Here is a 16753-nt window from a genome sequence, read left to right as displayed (position 1 = left end):
AGCCGAGGAAACCTGTGAGTGACTCCCCATTCGGATTCGGCCTTCCGCCGGAGGAGCCGGAAGACGGCGACGAGGGCAAGAAGAAGGACCCCGCCGGAGGTGGCCAGGGGTCCGGTGGCCAGGGTGGCGGCAACCCGTTCGGGGCCAATCCGTTCGGCTTCGGCGGTCTGCCGGGTATGGGCGGTCCGGGTGGCGCGGACAACCCGTTCGCGGCGATGTTCGGCTCGCTGAACCCGAACGACCTGGGCGCCGCCTTCCAGCAGCTCGGCCAGATGCTCTCGTACGAGGGCGGTCCGGTGAACTGGGACATGGCCAAGCAGATCGCGCGCCAGGTGGTCGCCCAGGGCACGGCCGACGGCACCAAGGACGCCAGCGTGGGTCCGGCGGAGAAGGCCGCGGTCGAGGAGGCCGTGCGCCTGGCCGACCTGTGGCTCGACGGTGTGACGTCGCTGCCTTCCGGGGCGAACACGGCCGTGGCGTGGAGCCGCGCGGAGTGGGTCGAGGCGACGCTGCCGGCCTGGCAGCAGCTGGTCGACCCGGTCGCCGAGCGGGTCGGCACGGCGATGGGCGATGTGCTGCCCGAGGAGATGCAGGCCATGGCGGGCCCGCTGATCGGCATGATGCGGTCGATGGGCGGCGCCATGTTCGGCCAGCAGATCGGGCAGGCCGTCGGCGCGCTCGCGGGTGAGGTCGTCGGCTCGACGGATGTCGGTCTGCCCCTGGGCCCGGCCGGCAAGGCGGCGCTGCTGCCGCTGAACATCGAGACGTTCGGCAAGGACCTGGGCGTCCCGAAGGACGAGGTCCGGCTCTACCTGGCCCTGCGCGAGGCCGCCCACCAGCGGCTCTTCGCCCATGTGCCGTGGCTGCGCTCGCATCTGTTCGGCGCGGTCGAGGGCTACGCCCGTGGGATCAAGGTCGACACGTCGAAGCTGGAGGAGGCGGTGGGTCAGCTCGACCCGACGCACCCGGAGCAGCTTCAGGAGGCGCTCCAGCAGGGCATGTTCCAGCCCGAGGACACGCCGGAGCAGAAGGCCGCGCTGGCCCGCCTTGAGACGGCGCTCGCGCTGGTCGAGGGCTGGGTGGACGCGGTGGTCCACGAGGCCGCGAAGTCCCGGCTGACCTCGGCGGACGCGCTGCGCGAGACGCTGCGCCGGCGCCGGGCGAGCGGGGGCCCCGCCGAGCAGACCTTCGCCACGCTGATCGGTCTCGAACTGCGTCCGCGACGGCTGCGGGACGCCTCGCGCCTGTGGGCCTCGCTCACGGACGCGCGCGGGGTCGACGGCCGTGACGACCTCTGGGAACACCCGGACATGCTGCCGACGGCGTCCGACCTGGACGACCCGGACGGCTTCGTCCACCGCGAGCACCTCGACTTCTCGGAGATCGACAAGATGCTCGGCGAGGCCGCCCGCGGGGACGGCGACGACGAGGGCAAGGACGACAGCGCCAAGTGAGCCTGCACGACGACGCCGTTCTCGTACTGAAGTCGTACGAGAGCCAGGACGAGCTGCGCGAGCTCTATCTGGACCATCTCGCGGCGCATGAGGACGGCATGTGGAAGGCGTGCGAGGCCGGGCATCTGACGGCCAGCGCGCTGGTGGTGGACCCGGAGCGCGGGCGGGTTCTTCTGACGCTGCACAAGAAGCTCGGCATGTGGCTCCAGATGGGTGGCCACTGCGAGCCGGGAGACGCGACGCTGGCGGAGGCGGCGCTCCGGGAGGCGACGGAGGAGTCCGGGATTCCGGGTCTGACGCTGCTGAGGGGCGGGCCTGTGCGGCTCGACCGGCATCCGATCCCGGCGCCGTGCCACTGGCATCTGGACGTGCAGTACGCGGCGCTGGCGCCCGCCGGTGCGGTGGCGGCGATCAGCGAGGAGTCGCTGGACCTGCGCTGGTTCGCGTACGACGAGGTGGCCGCGGTGGCCGACGCCTCGGTGGTGCGGCTCCTGGAGGGCACTCTCGCCCGCCTGTAGGCGCGCGTGACGAACGGCAGACATGCGTAAGGGGCGGCCTCCTTGGAGACCGCCCCTTACGTCTGCTTCCGCTCCCAGTGCGTCAGTTCCAGGCGTTGTTCTGGTTCTGGGCGCGGGAGCCGTGCTGGCCGGCGCCGAACTGGGCGGCGATGCCCTGCCCGATGGCGGCGTTCTGCGGCGGCATGACCTCGCTGGGCTGGACGAGGGCGAAGCCCTGTCCGAGGAAGCTGAGCTCCCAGCCCTCACCCGTGTCGCCACGGCGGCGGCGGATGTTCGAGTTGTGCGTCTGCGCCTGCATCTGCACTCGCAGCCCGGTGGACCAGGCGACGATCGCGTCCGCGTCGACGTTGACGTACTTGTCCGGCGTGACGTGCATCATCAGCGGCTGACCGGAGGTCATCAGGGCGACCTTGCCGCGGCCGGAGATGTTGAGCTGGTACTTGCCGGTGCCGGAGACGCCGTACTGGCTGTCCACGGCGATGACCTCGGTGTGCAGCGTCGAGTCCAGCGCCAGCACGTAGGCGCTGTCGACGGTCATGCCCTCCTGCTCGACGTCCACGACGTGGATGTACTGGGCGAGGTTGGCGAGGTAGACCGTGCCCTGGCCGGAACAGCGCATGAGGTCGAGGCCCTCACCGGTCCTGGCCTGGGCGCGCCGCTGGCTGGGGGTCTTGTACTCGCCGTCGAAGTCGACAAGTCCCTGGTAGGCGACCATGGCGCCCTTGCGGGCGAGGACGTCGTCCGAGCCGGTCAGCGAGACCCGCAGCATCTGCGGGTTCTGGATGACGTACCGTTCCTGGCTCTGCTGCTCGGCGTAGTTGAAAAGCGGGCTCTGCATGGTGTGTTCTCGCTCCCCCTCAGCCCCGGACCCGCAGGCGGTCGGTGCTGTCCTCGCTCGGCTGTACGACGACGATGCCCTGGCCGGAGAAGGCCATCTGGAACGCCTCGCCGCTGCCCCGCCCGATCAGGGAAGAGGCCTTGAAGCTGCGCTTGCCCTTGACCTTGAGCGCCGGCGACCAGGCGACGAGCGCGTCCGGGTCGACGTACGTCTCGTCCTCGCCGCGGCCGCAGTCGACGACGATCGGCGTGCCGCGCGAGGTGATCGCGACCCATCCGGTGCCGGCGATCTCGACGTTGAACAGGCCCTGGCCGGCGAACTTGGCGAGGCCCTTGACCTTCTCGACGCCCCACTGGAGGTGGGCGTCGAAGGCCAGCAGGTTGGTGCCGTTGACCGAGAGCGAGTCGTTGTTGAGGTTGATCACGACGACGTCCGCGCCGTAGTCGGCGAGGTAGAGCAGACCGTCACCGGAGCACTTCATGATGGGCGCGCCCTCGCCGGTGATCCACTGCTGGGCGACCTGGCGGGCGGCCGGCGGGTTGGGCTCGTAGGTGACGAAGCCCTCGTAGGCGACCATCGAGCCGGTGCGCGCGTACAGGTCGTGACCGGACGCCATGGCGACCTTGAGCATGGTGCGGCCGTGGTTCTCCATCCGGGCCGCCATCGGGGTCGGGGCGTAGCCCGCGAGTTGCTGGTTCATTCTTCGGGCTCCCTCAGACCTCGTACGGCTGGACGACGATGAAGTTGCCGGGAGCGCCCCGGAACTGGAGGTTGACGGTCTCTCCGCTGTGTCCGGGGTACGCGTTGCGGCGCAGCCTGACCTGGCTGGAGAGGATCACCTGGGACGCGGACGACCAGGCGATGACCGCGTTGCAGTCGGCGAAGGTGGTCGGCGTGACGGGCAGGACGACGGGGACGCCGTGCGTCTTCACGACGACGGTGCCGGTGCCCTGGAACTGCATCGTGAACAGGGCTCCGCCGGGGATGCCGTGACCCTCGATCCTCCGTACTTCGTACTGGAGGGACTCGTCGAAGGCGAGCACGTTCTCGGCGGAGACGCAGATGCCGTCGCCCTGGAGCTCGATCGGGTGCAGGTGGGCGCCTTCCTCTGCGAGGAAGACCTGACCGCGACCGGTGCAGCGCATGAGCTGCATCTCCTGGCCCGTGGCGTTGCCGACGATCCGGCCGGTGAAGCCGGCGCCCTTGTGGCTGAAGTCGACCTTGCCCTGGTACATGACCATGCTGCCCTGGCGGGCGAGGACGGGGACGCCGCCCATCTGCAGGTCGACCCGCATGAGCTGCTGGTTCTGCGGGGCCCAGCGGGCGCCGGTCGCGGTCTCCTTGAAGGGCTGGAGCGCGGCGGCGAGCCCGGCGCCGGTGGCGGGAGCGCCCTGGGGCATTCCCTGCGGCATTCCGGGCGGCATGCCGTGGGGGGCTCCGCCCATCTGGCCGGGAACCTGCCCGAACTGGGGCTGCGGCTGGCCGTACGGGGGCTGACCCGGGACCTGGCCGCCGGGGACCTGGCCGAACTGCGGGGCCTGTGGAGCCTGCGGCGGCTGGCCGTACGGCGAGGGGGCCGGAGGAGCCATCGGGGCGCCCATGGTGGGCGCCGCGTGCATCGGCTGGACCGGAGCCTGCGGGGCAGGGGCCGGAGCGGGCGCCGGTACGGGTGCGCCCTGCGGGGCGCCGAACTGCGGCGCGGGCTGGGGCGCCTGGGGTGCGGCGGGCGCACCGAACGCCGGAGGCGCGGCGGCCTGCGGCGGCGCGCCGAAGCCGGGGGCCGCCTGCGGTGCCTGCGCCGCGGGCTGCTCCTCGGCGACCTCGCCGCCGAAGTTCTTCAGGAGCGCGTCCAGGCCGCCGTCGAAGCCCTGGCCGATGGCGGCGAACCGCCAGACGTCCTTGAGGTAGAAGTCGCCCAGCATGACGGCGCGCTCGGTGGAGAACTCCGCACCCGTGAACGGGTATCGGACGACCTCCTCACCGCCCGCCACGATCCGGATGTAGCCGGGGCCGATCTGCGACATCTGGCCGGCGCCGTCGATGGTCGCGGTGAACGACAGCTTGTGGATGTTCGCCGGGATGCGGTCCAGCGTGACCCGGAAGGATTCGGTGTCGCCCGACTGCGCGCCGAGCAGCTGGATGGACTCCTCCGGTGACTTCGGCTGGTTGAAGAAGATGAAGTACCGGTCGTCCGAGAGCTGCTCGTTGGCGTCGAGGCCGAAGCAGCTGATGTCGAAGGTCAGCCCGGGCGCCGCGATCTGCACACCCACGTACAGATCGGTTCCCGGTGTGAGATCACTGATCTTGGCCTTGTGGCCGCGTTGGAATTCCCTGGCCATGCGTAACGACCGTCCCCCATCCCGAAATGTGAATGCGTCGCGTCAGGCTAACGGCTACGTGCGACATTGAGCCAAGCCGGTACGTATTCGGTACAGGACTGAAGCGGTCCTGGCTACTCCTCGCGGGCGGTGGGCGGGTGGGGCAGCCGGTCGGCGGCGACGACTCCTTCGAGGTAGCCGCGGGCACGCTCGGTGCGCGGGTACGCCTCCAGGAGCCGCCAGAACCGGGGGCCGTGGCCGGGCACCAGGAGATGCGCCAGCTCATGGACGAGCACGTAGTCGACGACGTACTCGGGCATCCCCTGGAGCCGGTGCGAGAGGCGGATGCTGCCCTCCGAGGGAGTGCACGAGCCCCAGCGGGTGTTCTGGTTGGTCACCCAGCGCACGGATGTCGGCCGCGCCCGGCCACCGAAGTACTGGTCGGACAACCGCTCGGCACGCTCGGTGAGTTCGGCGTCGCCGAGGACGCTCTTGCTCTCCTGGGCGGCCAGCTTGTCCAGCATGACCGTCACCCAGCGTTGTTCCTCGGCCTCGGACATCCGGGCCGGGATGAGCACGATGGTCCGGTCGCCCTCGCGATAGGCGGAGACGGTTCTCCTCCGCCGGGAGCTTCTGCGGACCTCGACCGCACTCGTCCCCGAACCGCGGGGCGGCTGGCTTGTCACGCTGCGCTGTGGGTCGGCGGGCACGGCCCCGACGTTACCCGCTGTCAGCGTGGGAAGTCCTGCCTCCGGGACGGTTTCGGCGGTGATCGCGTCGCACCGTGCACCATTTGAATGATTAATACCCCACCCCTGTGGACAACTTTCCGCGTCCGCTTCGACTCCCGGGCAATCTGACGACGGAGGGAAGAGTCGACCGATCAAGATCACGGGGGCGGAAATGCATCCGATGCTGAAACCCGCGCTGCGAAGGGCGTGGCGCGATCTGCAAAGTGTGCAGTTCGGGGCGACGGCCTCGCACGCGGTGGTGGTGGGCCCGCTCGACACGACCACCGGCAGCCTGCTCGGGCTGCTCGACGGCACACGCGGAATGACGCTGTTGCAGGCCGAGGCACGGGCCCTCGGAGTGCCGGACGGATGGCTGGAAGGGCTGCTCGACCGGCTCGCGCGGGCCGGGCTGATCGCGGACGCCTCGGCCGGCCGGCCCGGCAAGGCGGCAGGCGCAGGGCGCACGGACGGCCCGCTCGACCCCCTGCGCGCCGATCTGGCCTCACTCTCCGTGGTCCATCCTGAGCCGGACGGGGCGTTACGGCGCGTGGCCGCCCGGCGGGCGGCGAGCGTCCAGGTCCGGGGCGCGGGGCGGGTCGGTGCCACGGTCGCCGCCCTGCTCTCGGCCTCCGGTGTGGGCAGGGTGGAGGTGCTGGACTCCGGATGCGTGCGGCCCTGGGAGGTGGCGCCGGGCGGGCTGCCGGCCGAGGCGGTGGGCGAGCGCCGGGCCGCGGCTGCGCATCGGCTCGTGGCACGGTCGGCGCCGGGCGGCCGGCCGCCACGGGCGGGCAGACGGGTGACGGGTGAGGGTGGACAGGAGCCAGGGCTCTCACTCGTCGTGGTGACACCCCGGGACGGCCTCGCCGCCTACCTCCCCGATCCCCTCCCCGCCGAGGCCTGGATCACGACGGGCACGCCTCATCTCTACGCGGGGGTTCTGGAGGCGACCGGTGTGGTCGGGCCGCTGGTGCTGCCCGGCGGGACGGCCTGCGCCCGGTGTGCGCAGGAGGAGCGGACGGACCGGGAGCCGGTGTGGCCCCGCATGCTGGCGCAGTGGCGTTCGGGCCCGCCCCCTCAGGTGCCGGCCTGTGATCTGGGTCTCGCGACCGCGGTCGCCGGGCTGGCCGCGGCTCACGCACTGGCCTTTCTCGACGGCGAGTTGCCTGCCAGTACAGGGGCCCGCTGTGAGGTGTCGCTGCCGCTCCTCGAGTGGCGCGTGGAGCGGATGAGACCGCATCCGGCGTGTCCGTGCGGGGCGGTACGGCGCGAAGAGGGGGAGCATGCCTCGGGGGCGGGAACCCCGCAGGACACAATGGCGAGGTAACGGTCCTGTGGGGCACGGCAGTCTGGGAACTGGAGGGGCGCATGTCTGATCTTCCCCGGAAGGCGGTCACTCGGACCGCCAGGTTGGCCGCGTTGCCCCTGGGCTTCGCCGGACGGGCAACCTGGGGTCTGGGCAAGCGGATCGGTGGCAAGTCCGCGGAGCTGGTCGCCCGAGAGCTTCAACAGCGGACGGCCGACCAGCTGTTCAAGGTGCTCGGTGAGCTCAAGGGCGGGGCGATGAAGTTCGGGCAGGCGCTGTCCGTCTTCGAGTCGGCGCTCCCCGAGGAGGTGGCCGGCCCCTATCGGGCCGCCTTGACCAAACTTCAGGACGCGGCGCCCCCGATGCCGACGCGGACGGTCCACGCGGTCCTGGAGGAGCGGCTCGGCGAGGAGTGGCGGGAGCTGTTCCTGGAGTTCGAGGACAAGCCGGCGGCGGCCGCGTCGATCGGGCAGGTGCACCGCGCGGTGTGGCACGACGGCCGCGAGGTCGCGGTGAAGGTGCAGTACCCGGGGGCGGGCGAGGCGCTGCTCTCCGACCTGACGCAGCTCAGCCGTTTCGCCCGACTGCTCGGCCCGCTGATCCCCGGTATGGACATCAAGCCCCTGATCAACGAGTTGCGCGATCGGGTCTCGGAGGAGCTGGACTACAGCCTGGAGGCGCAGGCACAGCGGGAGCACGCGGAGGTGTTCGCGGGCGATCCCGATGTCGTGGTGCCGTGTGTGGTGCACCAGAGCGATCAGGTGCTCGTGACGGAGTGGATCGACGGGATACCGCTGTCGGAGGTGATCGCGGACGGTACGGAGGAGCAGCGGAACCGGGCCGGTCAGCTCCTGGCGCGGTTCCTCTTCTCCGGCCCGGCCCGGACGGGGCTCCTGCACGCCGATCCGCACCCGGGGAACTTCCGGCTGCTGCCGGGCGCCGACGACGAGGAGGGGCCGGAGAGCTGGCGGCTCGGCGTGCTGGACTTCGGCACGGTGGACCGGCTGCCGGGCGGGCTGCCCGAGACGATCGGCACCTGTCTGCGGCTGACCCTGGAGGGCGACGCCGAGACTGTCTACGAGCTGCTGCGCGAGGAGGGGTTCGTCAAGGAGTCCATCGCTCTCGACCCGGACGCCGTCCTCGCGTATCTGCTGCCGATCATCGAGCCGGCCCAAGCCGAGGCGTTCGAGTTCACCCGGGGCTGGATGCGGACCCAGGCCGCCCGGATCGCCGACATCCGCTCCCCCGCACATCAGCTGGGCAAGCAGCTCAATCTGCCGCCGTCGTATCTGCTGATACACCGGGTGACCCTGAGCACGATCGGTGTGCTCTGCCAGCTGAACGCGACGGTGCGGCTGCGCGACGAACTGGAGGAGTGGCTGCCGGGCTTCGTCCGGGCCGAGTAGCGGCCCGGCGTGCGCCGGGCGGAGGGGCGGGGGCCGTCACCACCAGGAGGAGTCGAGGCGGCCCTCGATGGACCTGATGTTCTCGCGCGCGCAGGCCTCGCAGAAGTACTGGCGCGCGCCGTTCTCCACCGAGCAGGTCCAGGTCACCGGGAGTTCCTCCGCCGTCGTGCCGCAGCGGGCGCAGACGAAGGGCTCCTCGGGCTTCCGGGCGTCGTTCACCCTCCTGACGATAGTCCGGCCGGGGCCGGGCCGCGCAGCAACGCACCGCGGGGGCCGGTCCGTTCGGACCGGCCCCCGCGTGGTTCTTTCGGGTCAGTGCATGACAGCCATGGCGAGCGCGCGCCGGGCGCGCAGCGAGACGCGCTCGGCTCGCTTCTGCATCCGCCGGGCGGCGACCAGGCGCAGGGCCTGGCGTTCCGCGTCGGCTTCCCGCAGAAGGTCGTGCATATGAGCACGAGCCAGGGCTTCTGGGATGAGTTGCATTTCACGGGTCCTGTTCTGACGCGAGGCGTTCGCGCCGGAGATGGTGACGTCTGTGGTGGCGGAGCCGGACGGCTCGCTGGTGGAAGGGGTCATCGGGGCCAGCTTCTGGGGATCGTGCGTGAGGGGTCGGTCGATGGTTCCGGTGACGTTCATGCCGCGACCGGGTTCTTGCGCGGGCGGCCACGCGGCCGCTTGCGGGCGACGACCACGCCCTGGACGAACAGCTCTCCGCCCCAGACGCCCCACGGCTCACGCCGCTCCTTCGCGCCGGCGAGGCAGGCCTCCATCAGCGGGCAGGTACGGCAGAGGGACTTGGCGTACTCGACGTCGGCCGGGGACTCGGCGAAGAAGACCTCCGGGTCGAACGAGCGGCAGGGGACGGGTACGCCGAGGTTCTCGATGGCGTCGTCGAGCGCGGTGAGCGCGGTGAGGGGGGTCAAGGTGGAGTCCTCCGTGAGGCCGGGCGGGGGGATCGTTTCGGAAGGCGGTACGGACGGGGCGTGCGCTTCGAGTTGCACGGGTGTTTTTCCTCGTCTGGTCGTTCCGGCCTGGTGGGCCGGGGTTTCGGCTGGTACCGGGTGGTGCTGGTCCCGAGGCCCCTTCGCTCCGTCGTCCCCGTTCGGGGACAAACAGAAGGGCCGCGGATCCCGGGTGGGGTTCCGCGGCCCTGAAGGCGCCGGCCTGATTTCAGATCAGGCTGGATCACTCCAGGGTTCGAGCCCACGGAAGGCCCACATCGTGTGGTGCTGCGTCGTCTGCTGCTTGGTTTCGGCACCGGTCGCCGCGAAGCCATAGGCCGTGGCCTTGACTGCTGCTACTCCTGCTTCCAGTGCCTTGGTCGGTCGCTCGTCGCGCTCCATGACGGGAAGACCCGCAAGGTCGGCAGCCGGCCGCAGGGAAGCGGCGGCGCCGGCCACGCCGGCGCCGGACAGACCGGTGCCAGGAAGACCGCTGCCAATGAACGCCGAGCCGGAGAGGCCGAGCGAGCAGGCGGAGACGACCGAGCGATCGGTCATTTTGTCGGTGCTGACGAAGCTGACGGTGGTGCTGTTGATGTTGCTGATCACTGGAATCGCCTCCTCTCGGCGTCTCGGAGGGCTCGGTGTGAGCCGGACCCTCATGTTTATTTGGACAAGTACAGCACGAAGACAGGGCTTCGGAGAAGCCGCTGTTTCCGTGGTTAAGAACCTATGGGGCTTGACGGGGCGGGCGCAAACTATTTTTTCGACGAGTTTTCCTCAGGTCTCCTCGTCGACTCCTCCACCACCCTCACCTGGCTCTTCGCCCGCGCAGAGGGCGAGAACGTCGGCTCCGAACCGGTCCAGCTTGCGTGCGCCGACCCCGGCGATTCCGGCGAGCTCGCCGCCCGTGGCGGGCACGCGCTCGGCGATCGCCATCAGTGTCTTGTCGGTGAACACGCAGTACGCGGGCTGCCCGAGCTCCTTGGCCCGGTCGCCGCGCCAGTCCCGGAGCCGCTCGTAGAGCGCCTCGTCCATGTCGGAGGGGCAGTCCTCGCAGCGCATCAGCTTCATCTCGCCGGCCTCGGTGAGCGTGGCACCGCAGACACGGCAGAGCACCGGGCCCCGGCGCTTGCGCTTCCCGCCGCCGAGGCCCCGTTCCAGGGAGCCGGAGCCGCTCGACCCGCCCACGCCGCCCGTGCCCGCGCCGAGGGCGCCCGAGCCGGGCCGCAGCCCCTTGAGGAAGCGGGTGGGGCGGCGGGAGGGGCGGCCGCCCGGGGAGCGGGAGAGCGCCCAGGAGAGCGTGAGGTGGAGCCGGGCGCGCGTGACCCCGACGTACAGCAGGCGGCGTTCCTCCTCGACCTGCTCGTCGGTCTTGGCGTAGGTGATCGGCATCATGCCCTCGGTGAGGCCGACCAGGAAGACGGCGTCCCACTCCAGGCCCTTGGCCGCGTGCAGGGAGGCGAGGGTGACGCCCTGGACGGTCGGGGCGTGCTGGGCGGCGGCCCGCTCGTCGAGCTCGGCGACCAGGTCGGAGAGGGTGGCGCCGGACCTGGCCCGGGCGAAGTCCTCGGCGAGTCTGACCAGCGCGGCGAGGGACTCCCAGCGGTCCCGGACGGCGCCCGAGCCGGCGGGCGGCTCGGTGGTCCAGCCCTTGGTGGAGAGCACGGCGCGGACCTGGGAGGGCAGGTCCCCGGCGTCGTCGAGCAGCGAGTCGTTCCCTCCGGCGCGGGCGGCGCCGCGCAGGGCGATGCCGGCCTCCCGTACCTCCTGGCGCTCGAAGAAGCGCTCGGCGCCGCGCAGCTGGTAGGGCACACCGGCGTCGGCGAGGGCCTGCTCGTAGACCTCGGACTGGGCGTTGATGCGGTAGAGCACGGCGATCTCGCCGGCCGGGACGCCGGCGGCGATCAGGTCGCGGATGCGGCGGGCGGTGCCCTCGGCCTCGGCGGGCTCGTCGGCGTACTCGGTGTAGGCGGGGTCGGGACCCGGGTCGCGCTGGGAGATCAGCTCCAGGCGGTGCTCGGCGGCCCGGCCGCGGGCCTGGCTGAGCAGCCCGTTGGCGAGGTGGACCACCTGGGGCGTGGAGCGGTAGTCGCGGACCAGCTTGACCACCGTGGCGTTCGGGTGCCGGGTGCGGAAGTTCAGCAGGTGGTCGGGGGTGGCGCCGGTGAAGGAGTAGATCGTCTGGCTGGCGTCGCCCACGACGCAGAGGCTGTCGCGGTCGCCCAGCCAGAGATCGAGGAGCCGCTGCTGGAGCGGGGAGACGTCCTGGTACTCGTCCACCACGAAGTGCTGGTACTGGCGGCGGATCTGGTCGGCGATGTCGTGCCGGTCCTGGAGGATGCCGACCGTGAGCAGCAGCACGTCCTCGAAGTCGATCACCGAGCGGTCGCGCTTGAGCTCCTCGTACATCGCGTAGATCTGCGAGATCTCGGCCGGGTCGCGCGGCGCCTCGCGGACGGACTTGGCGACGACGGCCGGATAGTCGGCGGGGACGGTCTGGGTGACCTTGGCCCACTCGATCTCGCTGGTGACGTCCCGCAGCTCGTTCCGGTCGAGCCGGACGCGGCAGCGCGCGGCGGCCTCGGCGACGAGCTGGACCTTGCGCTCCAGGAGCCGGGGCAGGTCGCCACCGACGACTTTCGGCCAGAAGTACTGGAGCTGACGGAGAGCGGCGGAGTGGAACGTACGCGCCTGGACGCCCCCCGCGCCCAGCTGCCGGAGCCGGCCGCGCATCTCTCCGGCGGCCCTGTTGGTGAACGTGACGGCCAGCACACTGCCGGACTGGAGTATCCCCGCCCGCACCCCGTAGGCGATGCGGTGCGTGATCGCCCGGGTCTTGCCCGTGCCGGCTCCCGCCAGCACGCACACCGGACCGTGCAGGGCGAGGGCGACCTCGCGCTGCTCGGGGTCGAGCCCGTCGAGCACCGCGTCGGCCGACTCGGGGACCTGCGGGAAGAGAGTGGAGTGCGTTGCTGCTGTCACCCCGCCATGCTGCCAGGTCGGAGGAGGTGGATGCCGTGCGTTGTCCACAGGGCGGGGCGGCCGGTCATACGAATCGGGAATGGCCGCGGGACCCCGTACGTTCTCACTGGGCGGACCCACCCGACCCACCCGCATCCGCTAAGAAGAGGAGCGCCTGGCCATGCAGGGCACTGTGACGATGTACAGCACCACGTGGTGCGGCTACTGCCGTCGGCTGAAGAGCCAGCTCGACCGCGAGGGCATCGCGTACACGGAGATCAACATCGAGCAGGACCCGGACTCGGCCGCGTTCGTGGAGAAGGCGAACGGAGGCAACCAGACGGTGCCGACCGTTCGCATCCTTCCCACCGCCGGGGGCGGCGAGGTCGTGATGACGAACCCGAGCCTCGCGCAGGTGAAGCAGGCGCTCAGCGCCTGATCGCACACGGTCGGACACGGAAGGCCCTCAGCCGGTGAGCACCGGCCTGGGGGCCTTCTCGCATCCGGGGCGGCGACCGCGTGTACCCCACATCGCCGCGCGCAGACACCAGTTCACCCGTGAACAGCATCACACCTGCGAAGTTGTTGATCGACCCCCGACCTGGCACCTATGCTCTCCCCCCGACCGTGATTTGCGTCTGCACAGCCAGGTGGGGAAACAGTGCTCATCCAGAAGACCCCCGTCGCCACAGCGCCACGCGAACCGGCCTTCGCGCCGAGCGTCCCGCCGCTCCCGACGAGCGGAAAGCCCGGACGCCTCCACGTACTCGACGGCATGCGCCTCGCCGCGGCGGTCATGGTGGTGATGTACCACTACATGGCGTACGGCGGCTGGCCCAGGCCGGTCGCGGAGATCTTCCCCGAGACCTTCCCCACCGCCTCCTACGGCTACCTGGGCGTGGAGCTCTTCTTCCTCATCAGTGGCTTCGTCATCTGCATGAGCGCCTGGGGCCGGCCGCTGAAGGACTTCTTCGTCTCGCGTGTGGTGCGCCTCTATCCCGCGTACTGGTTCGCCGTCATCGCCACCAGCGTCGCCGTCGCGCTGATCCCCGGCGGCCGCGACCACCTGCCCTGGAACGACATACTCACCAACCTGACGATGCTGCAGGAGCCGCTGGGGGTCGCCCCCGTCGACGCCGTCTACTGGACGCTCTTCGCCGAGCTCCGCTTCTACCTGCTCTTCTCGCTGCTCGCCTGGTGGGGACTGACGTACCGCAGGGTGCTGCTGTTCTGCTGCGTGTGGGGGGCGGCCACCATCCTGGTCGCCCAGGCGCCGCCCGGCCCGCTGCGTCTGCTCCTCATGCCGGAGCACAGCTGGTACTTCATCGCGGGCATGGCGTTCTACCTGATGCACCGGTTCCGCCCGAACCTGATGCTCTTCGGCGTCATCGGGGTCTCCTACTGCGCCTCCCTCGCGTCCGCGATCGACACGCACAAGCGGCTCACCTTCCTCGGTGACCGGCCGGCCTGGCCCGTGCTCGTCCTGCTCGCCGCCTTCTTCGGGCTGATGGCGCTGGTCGCCACGGGCAAGCTCTCCGGCATGCAGTGGAAGTGGCTGCCGATCGCGGGGGCGCTGACGTACCCGCTGTATCTGCTGCACGAGTTCATCGGCTGGGAGTTCTTCCGCTACTTCAGCCATGCCACGCCGCATGTCTCCCCCTGGGCGCTGATCACCGCCGTGTTCGTGGGGATGCTGGCGCTGTCGTACCTGGTGCACCGTCTCGTCGAGCGGCCGCTCGGCCGGTACCTGAAACGCAATCTCGCCCAGGTCTGAGCCCCATGCGGCGAGGCCCCGCCCGGCAGTGCCGGGCGGGGCCTCTTTTCAGCCACAGGAGCCGATGCGGCCCCGACGGATCAGACCGCGTCGCCGGGCTTCGGGAGCGGCTTGCCGTACCAGAGCTCGATCAGCCGGGAGGCGATCGAGATGCCGTACGGGGGAAGCACCTCGCCCGACTCGAAGCCGGCGGCCAGCTCCTCGCGCGAGAACCAGCGGGCCTCGTGGATCTCCTCGCCGTCCACGTTTATCTCCGAGGACGTGGCGTGCGCGAAGAAGCCCAGCATGAGGCTCGACGGGAAGGGCCAGGGCTGGCTGGCGACGTACTCCACCTCGCCGACCGTGACACCGGCCTCCTCGAAGACCTCGCGCACGACCGACTGCTCGATCGACTCACCGGGCTCGACGAAGCCCGCGAGGGTCGAGAAGCGGCCCTCGGGCCAGTGGACCTGGCGGCCGAGGAGGATGCGGTCCTGGTCGTCGGTGACGGCCATGATGACCGCCGGGTCCGTCCGCGGGTAGTGCTCGGCGCCGCAGGCCTGGCAGCGGCGGATGTGACCGGCGGCCGCGATCACCGTGCGCTCGCCGCAGCGGGAGCAGAAGCGGTGGAGCCGCTGCCAGTTCTCCAGGGCGACGGCGTGCACCATCAGGCCCGCGTCCCGCGGCGAGAGCAGCAGACCCGCCTCGCGAAGCCCGGCGGGCCGGGCGGACTGGTCCATGCGGCCGGGCAGGGCGTCCTTCTGGAGGGCGAAGTAGGAGACGCCGTCGGCGTCCGTGCCCAGGAAGTAGCGGTGCGTCTCGGTGACGGGGGCCTCGAAGGCCGGGGTCATGACGAGTTCGGTACGGCCGTCCGGGGCGTCGTCGATCAGCACCTGACCGCCCGAGACCACGAAGACACGGGTCGTCGGGTGGCTCCAGGCCGCCGCGAGCCAGGCCTCGTCGAGACGGTGGTGAGCGGCACGGTCGATGCCGCTCGGGGCGGTGAGCGAGATCGGCCGGTCCGCGAACTGGCTCTTCAAGGTGGACACAGGTACTTCCAACTCCCCCGGATCGTTGTGTGGGTTCATCGCGCGGCGGTGTGCAGGGCGGCGGGCAGGTCGTCCCACAGATGGGCGGCGGTCTCGACGCCCTTGAGGAGGAGATCGAGCTCGATCTTCTCGTTGGGGGCGTGCCAGCCGTCGGACGGTACGGAGATGCCGAGGAACAGCACCGGCGCGCCCAGGACGTCCTGAAGGTCGGCGGCCGGGCCCGAGCCGCCCTCGCGGGTGTAGCGGACCTTGGCGCCGTCGAAGGCGCGGCTCATGGCGGCCGCGACCGCCTTGAGGGCCGGGTGGTCCAGTGGCGTGAGGCAGGGCCGGGTCGGGGCGCCGAAGACGATCTCGTACCGGATGCCTGCGGGGACACGGGCGGCGAGCCAGTCCCGTACGGCGATTTCGATCTTGGCCGGATCCTGACCTGCCACCAGCCGGAAGGAGAGCTTCAACTGGGCGGAGGCGGGGACGATCGTCTTGCCGCCGGGGCCCTGATAGCCGCCGCCGATGCCGTTGACCTCGGCGGTGGGCCGGGCCCAGACGCGCTCCAGGGTCGAGAAGCCGGCCTCGCCGAGGGTTCCGTGCGACTTGGCCGTGGTCAGCCAGGCGGCCTCGTCGAAGGGCAGCTCGGCGATCAGGGCGCGCTCGGCGTCGGAGAGCTCGGTGACGCCCTCGTAGAAGCCGGGGATGGCGACGTGCTCGTCCTCGTCGTGCAGGGCGGCGACCAGGCGCCCGGCGACGGCGGCCGGGTTGGGCACGGCGCCGCCGAACGAACCGGAGTGGATGTCCTGGTCGGGGCCGTACAGCGCGATCTCGCAGTCCGCGACGCCCCGCATGCCGGTGCAGACCGTCGGGGTGTCCTCGGACCACATGCCGGTGTCGGAGACGATCACGGCGTCGGCGGCGAGCCGGTCCGCGTGGGCCTCGACCAGGGCACGGAAGTGCGGCGAGCCGGACTCCTCCTCGCCCTCGACGATCAGCTTGAGGTTGACGGCGGGCGCGGTGCGACCGGTCGCGGCGAGGTGGGCGCGGACCCCGAGGGTGTGGAAGAACACCTGGCCCTTGTCGTCGGCGGCACCGCGCGCGTACATCCGGCCGTCGGTGACGTGCGGCTCGAACGGGTCCGTACGCCAGCCGTCCTCGCGGGCGGCGGGCTGGACGTCGTGGTGACCGTAGACGAGGACGGTCGGGGCATCCGGGTCGCCGGACGGCCACTCGGCGAAGACGGCGGGAGCGCCGCCGGTCTCCCAGATCTCGACCGTCGTGAAGCCGGTCCCGGACAGCTTGTCCGCGAGCCACCGCGCGCTGCGCCGTACGTCCTCGGTGTGGGCGGGCTGAGCCGACACGGAGGGGATGCGCAGCCAGGCCATGAGGTCGTCGAGGAAGGCGGCACGGTGCTGCTCGATGTACGTGCGCACAGCCTGGGTACGTACGGTCTGGACGGCGCTGTCCGGGGTGTCGCTCATGCTCCTGAG

At 71.0% G+C, this 16753-nt stretch carries 17 protein-coding genes; 6 read left to right on the top strand and 11 right to left on the bottom strand.

Translation table 11 applies throughout. The features are described from left to right. The first annotated feature begins 14 nt into the window (after positions 1-14). Both ACFY8U_RS13925 and ACFY8U_RS13920 read left to right on the top strand, forming a co-directional pair. Positions 15-1454, top strand: a complete 1440-nt coding sequence (locus ACFY8U_RS13925; RefSeq protein WP_361606528.1) for a zinc-dependent metalloprotease — start codon at positions 15-17, stop codon at positions 1452-1454. Continuing rightward, a complete protein-coding gene (locus tag ACFY8U_RS13920) occupies positions 1451-1972 on the top strand; it encodes an NUDIX hydrolase (RefSeq protein ID WP_389569589.1) in 522 nt (173 codons plus the stop codon). The genes ACFY8U_RS13925 and ACFY8U_RS13920 overlap by 4 nt, the downstream gene beginning before the upstream one ends. Before the next feature lie 82 nt (positions 1973-2054). Here the strand turns inward: ACFY8U_RS13920 and ACFY8U_RS13915 are convergent, their stop codons facing one another. The 4 genes from ACFY8U_RS13915 to ACFY8U_RS13900 all read right to left on the bottom strand — a co-directional run bounded on the left by ACFY8U_RS13915 (position 2055) and on the right by ACFY8U_RS13900 (position 5838). Beyond that, positions 2055-2810: an AIM24 family protein gene (locus ACFY8U_RS13915; RefSeq protein ID WP_389569586.1), complete on the bottom strand. Its 756-nt coding sequence runs from the start codon at positions 2808-2810 to the stop codon at positions 2055-2057. A gap of 19 nt (positions 2811-2829) precedes the next feature. Next, positions 2830-3510, bottom strand: coding sequence for an AIM24 family protein (locus ACFY8U_RS13910; protein ID WP_389569584.1), 681 nt, complete (start codon positions 3508-3510; stop codon positions 2830-2832). Between the two features lie 13 nt (positions 3511-3523). After that, entirely contained in the window at positions 3524-5149 is a 1626-nt protein-coding gene (locus ACFY8U_RS13905; RefSeq protein ID WP_361606540.1) for a TerD family protein, read from the bottom strand. Between the two features lie 113 nt (positions 5150-5262). Beyond that, positions 5263-5838, bottom strand: a complete 576-nt coding sequence (locus ACFY8U_RS13900) for a M48 family metallopeptidase (RefSeq protein ID WP_361766722.1) — start codon at positions 5836-5838, stop codon at positions 5263-5265. A 193-nt stretch (positions 5839-6031) separates the two neighbouring features. On the opposite strand from ACFY8U_RS13900, the gene ACFY8U_RS13895 reads away from it, so the two are divergent. Together ACFY8U_RS13895 and ACFY8U_RS13890 are read left to right on the top strand one after the other, a co-directional pair. Further along, the gene (locus ACFY8U_RS13895; protein WP_389569582.1) at positions 6032-7183 is read left to right on the top strand and encodes a TOMM precursor leader peptide-binding protein; all 1152 of its coding nucleotides are present in this window, start codon (positions 6032-6034) and stop codon (positions 7181-7183) included. 41 nt (positions 7184-7224) lie between these two features. After that, on the top strand, positions 7225-8568 hold the full coding sequence (locus ACFY8U_RS13890; RefSeq protein ID WP_389569579.1) for an ABC1 kinase family protein: 1344 nt from the start codon (positions 7225-7227) through the stop codon (positions 8566-8568). A gap of 36 nt (positions 8569-8604) precedes the next feature. Here ACFY8U_RS13890 and ACFY8U_RS13885 read toward each other — a convergent pair whose 3' ends face one another. From ACFY8U_RS13885 to ACFY8U_RS13865, 5 genes are all read right to left on the bottom strand, one after another. Continuing rightward, entirely contained in the window at positions 8605-8787 is a 183-nt protein-coding gene (locus tag ACFY8U_RS13885; RefSeq protein WP_361766713.1) for a hypothetical protein, read from the bottom strand. Positions 8788-8880: 93 nt separating this feature from the next. Further along, complete coding sequence (locus ACFY8U_RS13880; RefSeq protein ID WP_361606555.1) at positions 8881-9204, bottom strand: hypothetical protein; 324 nt, start codon at positions 9202-9204, stop codon at positions 8881-8883. Further along, positions 9201-9569, bottom strand: coding sequence for a WhiB family transcriptional regulator (locus tag ACFY8U_RS13875; protein ID WP_137993472.1), 369 nt, complete (start codon positions 9567-9569; stop codon positions 9201-9203). The genes ACFY8U_RS13880 and ACFY8U_RS13875 overlap by 4 nt, the downstream gene beginning before the upstream one ends. A 174-nt stretch (positions 9570-9743) precedes the next feature. Next, a complete protein-coding gene (locus tag ACFY8U_RS13870; protein ID WP_389569576.1) occupies positions 9744-10118 on the bottom strand; it encodes a hypothetical protein in 375 nt (124 codons plus the stop codon). A gap of 171 nt (positions 10119-10289) precedes the next feature. Then, positions 10290-12494 carry an ATP-dependent DNA helicase UvrD2 gene (locus ACFY8U_RS13865; RefSeq protein ID WP_389569573.1) on the bottom strand — a complete coding sequence of 735 codons (2205 nt, stop codon included), beginning with the start codon at positions 12492-12494 and terminating at the stop codon, positions 10290-10292. Between the two features lie 160 nt (positions 12495-12654). On the opposite strand from ACFY8U_RS13865, the gene ACFY8U_RS13860 reads away from it, so the two are divergent. Together ACFY8U_RS13860 and ACFY8U_RS13855 are read left to right on the top strand one after the other, a co-directional pair. Then, a complete protein-coding gene (locus ACFY8U_RS13860; RefSeq protein ID WP_361436404.1) occupies positions 12655-12912 on the top strand; it encodes a mycoredoxin in 258 nt (85 codons plus the stop codon). Between the two features lie 222 nt (positions 12913-13134). After that, positions 13135-14247 (top strand): acyltransferase family protein, encoded by a 1113-nt coding sequence (locus ACFY8U_RS13855; RefSeq protein WP_389569570.1) that lies wholly within the window; start codon positions 13135-13137, stop codon positions 14245-14247. A gap of 80 nt (positions 14248-14327) precedes the next feature. On the opposite strand, the gene nudC is transcribed toward ACFY8U_RS13855, so the two are convergent. Further along, complete coding sequence (gene nudC, locus ACFY8U_RS13850; RefSeq protein WP_389569567.1) at positions 14328-15314, bottom strand: NAD(+) diphosphatase; 987 nt, start codon at positions 15312-15314, stop codon at positions 14328-14330. Continuing rightward, on the bottom strand, positions 15311-16744 hold the full coding sequence (locus tag ACFY8U_RS13845) for a dipeptidase (RefSeq protein ID WP_389569564.1): 1434 nt from the start codon (positions 16742-16744) through the stop codon (positions 15311-15313). The genes nudC and ACFY8U_RS13845 overlap by 4 nt, the downstream gene beginning before the upstream one ends. Positions 16745-16753 lie beyond the last annotated feature (9 nt).

It is taken from the genome of Streptomyces sp. NPDC012508 (genome assembly GCF_042902595.1).
Taxonomy (GTDB): domain Bacteria; phylum Actinomycetota; class Actinomycetes; order Streptomycetales; family Streptomycetaceae; genus Streptomyces.
The sequence above is the reverse complement of the archived record's forward strand: the minus strand, read 5'-3'. Positions and strand labels throughout refer to the sequence as shown.

Bases quoted from the DNA above. Each gene is read 5' to 3' on its own strand.
- ACFY8U_RS13915 (WP_389569586.1), bottom strand. From the start codon at position 2,810: ATGCAGAGCCCGCTTTTCAACTACGCCGAGCAGCAGAGCCAGGAACGG.
- ACFY8U_RS13910 (WP_389569584.1), bottom strand. From the start codon at position 3,510: ATGAACCAGCAACTCGCGGGCTACGCCCCGACCCCGATGGCGGCCCGG.
- ACFY8U_RS13905 (WP_361606540.1), bottom strand. From the start codon at position 5,149: ATGGCCAGGGAATTCCAACGCGGCCACAAGGCCAAGATCAGTGATCTC.
- ACFY8U_RS13895 (WP_389569582.1), top strand. From the start codon at position 6,032: ATGCATCCGATGCTGAAACCCGCGCTGCGAAGGGCGTGGCGCGATCTG.
- ACFY8U_RS13890 (WP_389569579.1), top strand. From the start codon at position 7,225: ATGTCTGATCTTCCCCGGAAGGCGGTCACTCGGACCGCCAGGTTGGCC.
- ACFY8U_RS13880 (WP_361606555.1), bottom strand. From the start codon at position 9,204: ATGAACGTCACCGGAACCATCGACCGACCCCTCACGCACGATCCCCAG.
- ACFY8U_RS13860 (WP_361436404.1), top strand. From the start codon at position 12,655: ATGCAGGGCACTGTGACGATGTACAGCACCACGTGGTGCGGCTACTGC.
- nudC (WP_389569567.1), bottom strand. From the start codon at position 15,314: ATGAACCCACACAACGATCCGGGGGAGTTGGAAGTACCTGTGTCCACC.
- ACFY8U_RS13845 (WP_389569564.1), bottom strand. From the start codon at position 16,744: ATGAGCGACACCCCGGACAGCGCCGTCCAGACCGTACGTACCCAGGCT.